The organism is Gracilibacillus thailandensis, from assembly GCF_010994055.1.
In the GTDB taxonomy this organism is placed as follows: domain Bacteria; phylum Bacillota; class Bacilli; order Bacillales; family Amphibacillaceae; genus Gracilibacillus; species Gracilibacillus lacisalsi.
On record NZ_WJID01000113.1, the window covers coordinates 1 to 7,596 of the forward strand.

Annotated in this window: 8 protein-coding genes; 5 read left to right on the forward strand and 3 right to left on the reverse strand. The window is 35.9% G+C overall.

Going from position 1 to position 7,596, the window contains the following annotated elements:
* Positions 1–137 precede the first annotated feature (137 nt).
* Entirely contained in the window at positions 138–1,082 is a 945-nt protein-coding gene (locus GH715_RS20700) for a 4-hydroxy-3-methylbut-2-enyl diphosphate reductase (protein ID WP_153835921.1), read from the reverse strand.
* Positions 1,083–1,218: 136 nt separating this feature from the next.
* Between GH715_RS20700 and GH715_RS20705 the strand changes: the two genes are divergently transcribed.
* Both GH715_RS20705 and GH715_RS20710 read left to right on the forward strand, forming a co-directional pair.
* Complete coding sequence (locus GH715_RS20705) at positions 1,219–2,532, forward strand: DEAD/DEAH box helicase (protein ID WP_153835920.1); 1,314 nt, start codon at positions 1,219–1,221, stop codon at positions 2,530–2,532.
* Between the two features lie 17 nt (positions 2,533–2,549).
* Positions 2,550–3,443, forward strand: a complete 894-nt coding sequence (locus GH715_RS20710; protein WP_153835919.1) for a deoxyribonuclease IV — start codon at positions 2,550–2,552, stop codon at positions 3,441–3,443.
* 228 nt (positions 3,444–3,671) lie between these two features.
* Here the strand turns inward: GH715_RS20710 and GH715_RS20715 are convergent, their stop codons facing one another.
* Positions 3,672–3,956, reverse strand: coding sequence for a DUF2624 family protein (locus GH715_RS20715; protein ID WP_153835918.1), 285 nt, complete (start codon positions 3,954–3,956; stop codon positions 3,672–3,674).
* 184 nt (positions 3,957–4,140) lie between these two features.
* Here GH715_RS20715 and GH715_RS20720 point away from each other — a divergent pair, with 184 nt between their 5' ends.
* Positions 4,141–4,848 (forward strand): lytic transglycosylase domain-containing protein, encoded by a 708-nt coding sequence (locus GH715_RS20720; protein WP_153835917.1) that lies wholly within the window; start codon positions 4,141–4,143, stop codon positions 4,846–4,848.
* A gap of 85 nt (positions 4,849–4,933) precedes the next feature.
* Positions 4,934–5,350, forward strand: coding sequence for a DUF4190 domain-containing protein (locus GH715_RS20725; protein WP_153835916.1), 417 nt, complete (start codon positions 4,934–4,936; stop codon positions 5,348–5,350).
* Positions 5,351–5,394: 44 nt separating this feature from the next.
* On the opposite strand, the gene ispG is transcribed toward GH715_RS20725, so the two are convergent.
* On the reverse strand, positions 5,395–6,498 hold the full coding sequence (ispG, locus tag GH715_RS20730; protein ID WP_153835915.1) for a flavodoxin-dependent (E)-4-hydroxy-3-methylbut-2-enyl-diphosphate synthase: 1,104 nt from the start codon (positions 6,496–6,498) through the stop codon (positions 5,395–5,397).
* A gap of 249 nt (positions 6,499–6,747) precedes the next feature.
* Here ispG and GH715_RS20735 point away from each other — a divergent pair, with 249 nt between their 5' ends.
* Positions 6,748–7,398, forward strand: a complete 651-nt coding sequence (locus tag GH715_RS20735; RefSeq protein WP_153835914.1) for an NfeD family protein — start codon at positions 6,748–6,750, stop codon at positions 7,396–7,398.
* Positions 7,399–7,596 lie beyond the last annotated feature (198 nt).

A 7,596-nucleotide genomic window follows, 5' to 3' on the forward strand; every position in this document is an offset into this window, starting at 1 on the left:
GTTCAGTGCACTATCTACGGGAGGATGCACAGAGCACAGAGCAGATCCTCAAAAGAGTTACTCCGCAGTTTATGTTTGATGTGGAGGAGCGATTTTCTGATCAAATAAGAAGCAGACACCGGAAAGGTGCCTGCTTCTTATTTTTTGGCTTTTACTTTTGGTAAGATTTTATCTTTCTTTACTTTTGACGTACGATCCCATGTTTCGGGGTTATTTGGGTCATAAAGTTCGATGAATTTGATAACTTCTTTTGCAATTGGAGTCGGTGTTGATGCACCAGCAGTTACGGCAACTTTTGACACACCTTCTAACCATTCATATTGAATTTCAGAAACATCAGCAATGCGATATGCTTGAGTACCAGCTTTTTCAATAGAAACTTGTGCTAAACGGTTGGAGTTATTACTGCGAGGATCTCCCACAACTAAAGTTAGATCGGCATCCTTCGCTTGTTCCGCTACTGCTTCTTGACGAACCTGGGTTGCCATACAGATTTCTTGTTCCAGCTCCGTTTGCGGATATTTTTCTTGAACTTTAAGCATTACATCATAAACATCCCATTGACTCATGGTTGTTTGATTGGTTACTAAGATTTTTTCAGCATTAATATGAAGATTTTCAACATCTTCTTGATTTTGTATTAAATGAACATGATCCGGTGCTACACCTACTGCACCCTCAGGTTCTGGATGGCCTTTCTTACCAATGTAGACAATTTCATAATTGTTTTTAACTTTCTCACGAATCAAATCATGTGTTCTTGTAACATCCGGGCATGTTGCATCAAGAACAGTCAACCCTTTTTCTTCTGCACGTTTCTTTACTTCTGGCGATACACCGTGAGCTGTGAAAATAACTGTCCCATCTTCAATTTCCTCTAACAAGTCTCCACGATTTTTTCCATCTAATGTGTAAACACCTTGTTCTTGGAAGGCGTTGGTTACATGCGAATTATGAACAATCATACCAAGTATATAAATAGGGCGAGGTAGATTGGGATCCTTCACTGCATTTTGAGCAATTACCATTGCATCGACAACTCCATAGCAATACCCTCTAGGAGCAATCTTAATTACTTCCATTCTGGTTCCCCCTCTGTACTTTCTACTAGAGATCAAGTAAAATGTTTAATAGCGGACTTGAATTTGTCCAATACTTATATTATAAAGGTATTTGCTACAATTGACAAAGATATTTGTTAACTAGAAGGAGAATAACATGGAAAAGCATTTATTTAGACAATATGCATTGAACGATTGGATGAATGAAGTGATTGGTAAGCTTGGATTTTATGAGCCTACTGCAATTCAAGCCAAAGTCATCCCAGAGGCATTAAAAGGTAAGGACATTATTGGACAATCAGAAACTGGATCAGGGAAAACTCATGCGTTTCTCATCCCCTTATTGGATAAAATTGACACCAGTCAATCCGAAACCCAGATTGTTTTAACGGCACCAACAAGAGAACTTGCTATCCAAATATATGATGAAGTGAAGAAGATTATGCAGTTTTCTGGGAATGAGGATGATTGGCGCGCAAAGTTAATTATCGGTGGCACTGACAAAAAAAGAATGGTTGAAAAAATGAAACAACCGCCACATATCGTCGTAGGTACACCAGGACGTATTTTAGATTTGATTCAAGAAGGAGTATTGGATATTTATTCCGCACGTTCCTTTGTGATCGACGAAACGGATTTAATGTTAGAACTAGGACTTATTGAAGAAATTGACCGAATTCTAACCAATGCAGATCCTGATATTCAAGTGATGGTGTTTTCAGCTACAATTCCAGAGAAATTACAGCCATTTCTTAAGAAATACTTGCATACACCACTTTATGTCAACATTGATGATCGCTTAGCTCCTGAGAAACTGGAGCATCGGTTAATTGATCTTAGACATCGCGAACAAGCTGATGTTATTTTTGATATTTCCAAGATCATTCAACCATATTTAGCAATTATTTTCACCAATGGTAAAGAAAATGCCAATCAATTAGCGGAGCAATTACAAGCTAAAGGGTTAGAGGTTGGACTCATTCATGGCGGTCTTAATCAACGGGAACGAAAACGAGTCCTTAAGGAAATTCAGCAGTTAAAGTATCAATATATTGTCGCTACTGATCTTGCAGCACGTGGTATTGATATTAAAGGTGTTAGTCATGTGATTAATGCGGAATTACCAAAAGAAGAATCATTTTATTTACATCGGGTTGGCAGAACCGCACGTGCAGGAATGGAAGGAACAGCGATAAATCTTTATCATGAAGAAGATATAGCACTTATTAAGAAGTTGGAGAAAAAAGGATTAACTTTTACCTTTTATGATGTCGTAAAAGGGGAATGGCGTGAAGCTAAAGCATGGAATGTAAGGCAAAAGCGCGAAAGGCAAGAAAGTGATATTGAGAAAAAAGCATGGCAGCAAACGAGAAAACCAAAAAAAGTGAAACCAGGCTATAAGAAAAAAATGAAAAAACAACAGCAGAGAGTAAAAAAGAAAATAGAAAGAAATCAATTTAAGAAAAAATAGAAAAGGTGAGAGGAATTATGTTAAAAATTGGATCACACGTATCAATGAGTGGAAAGAAAATGCTATTAGGCTCAAGTGAAGAAGCAGTATCATACGGTTCAACGGCTTTTATGATTTATACAGGAGCTCCACAAAATACTAGAAGAAAACCGATAGAAGAATTAAATATTGAAGCAGGACGTCAACATATGGAAAAAAATGGTATTGTGGATGTTGTCGTGCATGCTCCATATATTATCAATATTGGAAATGCAAAAAAGAAAGAAACATTTGAACTAGGCGTATCGTTTTTAAAGAGTGAAATTGATCGAACAGAAGCAATCGGTGCTAAGCAAATTGTGTTACATCCAGGTGCACATGTTGGTGAAGGAGTCGATACAGGAATAGCTAAAATTATTGAAGGATTAAATGAAGTACTAGACCCTAAACAAGATGTCCAAATTGCATTGGAAACAATGGCTGGTAAAGGTTCAGAAATCGGTCGAAGTTTTGATGAATTAGCTAAAATTATCGATGGTGTAACACATAACGAAAAACTTTCCATCTGCATGGATACTTGTCATATCCATGACGCTGGATACCCAATCGTAGATGATTTTGATGGGGTTTTAAATCAGTTCGACAAAATAATCGGTCTTGATCGATTAAAAGTTGTCCATATTAATGACAGTAAAAATGTCCAAGGCGCAGGAAAAGACCGTCATGAAAACATTGGATTTGGTCACATTGGATTTGAAACGATTCATAACATTGTCCATCATGATCAACTAACAGAATTGCCGAAGATTTTAGAAACTCCTTATGTTGGAGAAGACAAAAAAAATAAAAAACCTCCATATAAATTTGAAATTGAAATGTTGAAAAATGGTTCGTTTGTTACAGATTTAAAAGAACATATTGTGAACCAGTAAAATTTCCATGAAAACAATCATATATTACTAAAATGTATAGCTTAAAAACTCTGCCGATAAAAATGGCAGAGTTTTTTGATGGATGACTTGTTTGAATGTAGCTTGTTGCTGCGACTGCATTACAAGAAGCATGCCCTTTTTCGATTTTTATCAAGATGTACTATATAAGTCGAACTACAAGTTTAAAAGCGGGGGTAACAAACGCTAACATACTGATCAGTCTCAACTTTATTTGAAATAATCTTCTACTCCATATTCTTTAATTAGTTTATGAAATAGTTGCTGACAAGCCTTAGCTGTTTTTATATCTGTGATTTGCGCAAGTTTCCTTAGCATTTGTGTTCGATCTTCAGCATTTGTCGGATCATAATTGCTTCTTTTTAAATGACTGGATATTAATTTTGCTTGGTTTTCTGTGATAGCAATATCATATTTCTTAGCATATTCTGTAATCTCTTTTGCACTGATTTTCCTCATTTTATTAAGCATAATATGTTTGGTTAAACCGTTCATATCAAAAACTCCTTTATTCTCGTTTCATTATTTTATGCAATAATGTTTATTTTTTGTGCATATGGGTAATAAGAGTAGAGTGTAAATCATTTGCATTAATCGACATTTTTCGCTAACATATAGCGCTGTAGATTAAAACTACAATATCGACTAATGCTTGAAAAGCAAAGGAGTGTATTTTTACATGTCAAAAAAGATACAATGGATTAGCATTGTATTTACTTTGGTGCTTATAGGATGGAGCTATTATCAAGTAAATTCATATAAATCAGAAATGCAAGCACTAAAGAAAGATAAGGTTGAATTAGAGCAAGAAGTGCAAAATATGGAATCACAAGCTCAATATATTTTAACCCAAGCTAATCAAAAAGAAGTGGAGCTGACACATGAAACATGGCCGAAATATTACGATATAGCAGAGGTTATGGTGGAGGAAAGTGAAGGGGAATTTTTGAGACCATGGGCGATCTATTTAGTGAAAGAAGCTGAAACATATGGTATCGATCCATTTATTATTTATGAACTGTTAAAAGTTGAAACAGGTAACAGTTTTGATCCAGAATTAGTTGGTCCAGAAACAAAATATGGACATGCATACGGTATGGCCCAGTTTATGAAAAATACTGCACCATGGATAGCAGATATGGCCGATATGCCTTATGAAGATGAACTTTTATTTGATCCGTATTATTCGATAAAATTATCTTTAGTTTATATTGATTATTTATATGATCAATATGACAATTGGGATGAAACATTGACTGCCTATCATCGTGGTATGGCAGGCTTAGAGCAATATAAGCTAAAAAATGGGCATGCCAATAGTGAATATGCTTCGCGTATTCAAAAGAATGCTCAAAAATATAAAGAATATGTTGCATATGCACCGTAATGGAAAGTAGAATTTACCACGTAACAGCATAAAGAAATAAGGCATACTAAAAATGTACCTCTAAAAGAAAGGGAGGGTTTATAGTATGCCAGAGCATCAGAATGACCAACAAGTTGAGAATGCTCCTAAAATCGATAACGGACGTATCGATGAAGCACCTCAATCTAAACAATTTGTTGCTACAGATGAGTTGTATGCAGTAGATGAGGCGTATAAAAGGGAAGCAGAAACTTCTGCTGAGTTATCAGCTAATGAGTTTAATCGCCCTGTAGAATCTGAAGAACAAGAAACAGAAATGCAATCAGATGTTAACACTGCATGGGGTTGGGCTGGTTTAGTTTTAGCATTAGCTTCCTTTTTCGTTTGGCCGCTGATACTGGCAATTGGTGGCATTGTTTTAGGGTTTATTTCCAGACAACAAGGTGCCAATACGCTAGGTAATGCTGCTATCGTAACAGCGATAGTTTCTATATTAATTTCGCTGATATTTATACCGTTATAAATAACAAAGGCAAGCCGTGTATGGCTTGCCTTTTGTTTATTTCTTTATATTTCTTGTACTTCTTCTTTTTGTTTTTGGATATATTCCTCAGCAATTTTATCGACTTCTACTTTTAGTTCTTCTACCATAGTTTCTTCGGGAACTTTTCGGATAATTTCACCGTGACGGAATAATAAACCTTCTCCACGAGCACCTGCGATACCAATATCTGCCTCACGAGCTTCTCCCGGACCATTTACAGCACATCCTAGCACTGCAACTTTGATAGGTGCTTTAATAGTTGAAATATATTCCTCAACCTCATTAGCAATCTTAATTAGATCAATTTCAATACGTCCACAAGTAGGGCAAGAAATTAATGTTGCTGCATTAGATGCTAAGCCAAATGATTTTAGTAACTCTTTAGCAACTTTAACTTCTTCTACAGGATCCGCACTTAATGAAATACGCATAGTGCTTCCGATCCCTTTACTTAGAATGGCCCCCATACCAGCGGCACTTTTGATACTTCCTGCGAAAAGAGTTCCAGATTCTGTGATTCCTAAATGTAACGGATATGGAATAACTTCTGCTGCTTTTTCATACGCTTCAATTGCTAACTTAACATCTGAAGCCTTTAAAGACACAACAATATCATGAAAGTCCAAGTCCTCTAGAATTTTAATATGATGAAGTGCACTTTCAACCATACCATCAGCTGTAGGATAACCGTATTTTTCTAAAATGTGGCGCTCAAGAGAACCTGCGTTTACTCCAATTCGAATTGGAATACCTTTCTCTTTTGCAGCATTTACCACTGCTTCCACTTTATCTCTCTTTCCAATATTACCAGGATTAATACGAATTTTGTCTGCGCCACCTTCAATTGCTTTAAGCGCAAGTTTATAATTAAAGTGAATATCAACTACAAGTGGAATGTTGATTCTTTTTTTTATTTCAGGAATGGCATTGGCAGCACGCTCGTCTGGACAAGCGACACGCACAATTTGACAGCCAGCTTCTTCAAGCCGTTCAATTTCTTTAACAGTTGCTTCGACATCGTGTGTTTTGGTTGTTGTCATCGATTGAATGACTACTTCATCTTTTCCACCAACCATCACATTTCCTACTTTTACAGGTCGTGTATCTTTCCGATGTATTAAAGCCATAAATAAAATCGCTCCTTTAATTCAGTTTCCCAAAAATTCATTCATATAAATGGTAAATCACTGTTAGCATTTATTAAATTAACTATCATCAGTGGCAGAAATTTATTACCATTGTCCATTATAAAGGTTAAAATAAGAAAAGAGAAGTATCAAACCTTATTCTTCATGAAAAAATAATAATTTGAAACTGATGAACACTTTTCTTCGTATGTTATGATAGATAGAAAAAACCTGATTTGAGGTGAGCAAATGTTTACAATAACTGCAGATTGGATGAGTTTTGTCATCGTTGCTTTAGCAACACTATTTCTTATTGGTGAACTACTCGTCAATGCAAAAGGCATTTTCAGTGTTTTAGGTTTAGGATTTATCACTATTTATTTTGCTTCATTTTTAGATCCTGGTATGTTTTTTATTATGATCATTATTTATTTCTTCGGATTAATGCTGATGGTAATTGATGGTAAGGTTATCAATGATGGTACCTTAGCAGTAATAGGTCTTGTTTGTATGATCGTATCCGTTGGATTTACCGCCCAAAACATGTCTGCTGGCTTGTATGCGGTTATTGGTGTGTTTATTGGGGCAATCAGTTCGTTAGGCTTTTTAAAGGTTTTTAAGAAGCGTCAAATGTGGACCAAAATTACATTGTTTGATCAATTGACAGATGAAGCAGGTTACTCAAGTATTAATCAATCATATAAAGAGTTGGTGGGTGAAACGGGAGTAACAACAACAGATATGAGACCGATAGGAACAGTATTAATTGGAGAAAAGGAATATAGCGCAATTACGGAAGGAAAATGGATCACCAAAGATACTGAGGTTGAAATCGTAGAGGTAGATGGAACAAGGATACTGGTAAAGGATAAAAAGAAAATAGAAAAGTCTGCTGAGTAAAGCAGACTTTTTTCTTTATATGGAAGAAAGCATAAAGTCAGCACAATGACCGTGCTAAAAAAGTAGTTATTTTGAAAAATTTTATGTGTATTTGCAACGCTCTGACCACTTCTCTTTCCACGGGCACGTTCTCATACTAACTTTACAAAGAAAAACAAGTTGCAAAGTGGATTTTCGGCTCGCGCTATTCCCGCAGGA

What these genes read in the sequence shown, in the direction of transcription:
- GH715_RS20700 (WP_153835921.1), bottom strand. Translation starts at nt 1,082, where the DNA reads ATGGAAGTAATTAAGATTGCTCCTAGAGGGTATTGCTATGGAGTTGTC.
- GH715_RS20705 (WP_153835920.1), top strand. Translation starts at nt 1,219, where the DNA reads ATGGAAAAGCATTTATTTAGACAATATGCATTGAACGATTGGATGAAT.
- GH715_RS20710 (WP_153835919.1), top strand. Translation starts at nt 2,550, where the DNA reads ATGTTAAAAATTGGATCACACGTATCAATGAGTGGAAAGAAAATGCTA.
- GH715_RS20715 (WP_153835918.1), bottom strand. Translation starts at nt 3,956, where the DNA reads ATGAACGGTTTAACCAAACATATTATGCTTAATAAAATGAGGAAAATC.
- GH715_RS20720 (WP_153835917.1), top strand. Translation starts at nt 4,141, where the DNA reads ATGTCAAAAAAGATACAATGGATTAGCATTGTATTTACTTTGGTGCTT.
- GH715_RS20725 (WP_153835916.1), top strand. Translation starts at nt 4,934, where the DNA reads ATGCCAGAGCATCAGAATGACCAACAAGTTGAGAATGCTCCTAAAATC.
- ispG (WP_153835915.1), bottom strand. Translation starts at nt 6,498, where the DNA reads ATGGCTTTAATACATCGGAAAGATACACGACCTGTAAAAGTAGGAAAT.
- GH715_RS20735 (WP_153835914.1), top strand. Translation starts at nt 6,748, where the DNA reads ATGTTTACAATAACTGCAGATTGGATGAGTTTTGTCATCGTTGCTTTA.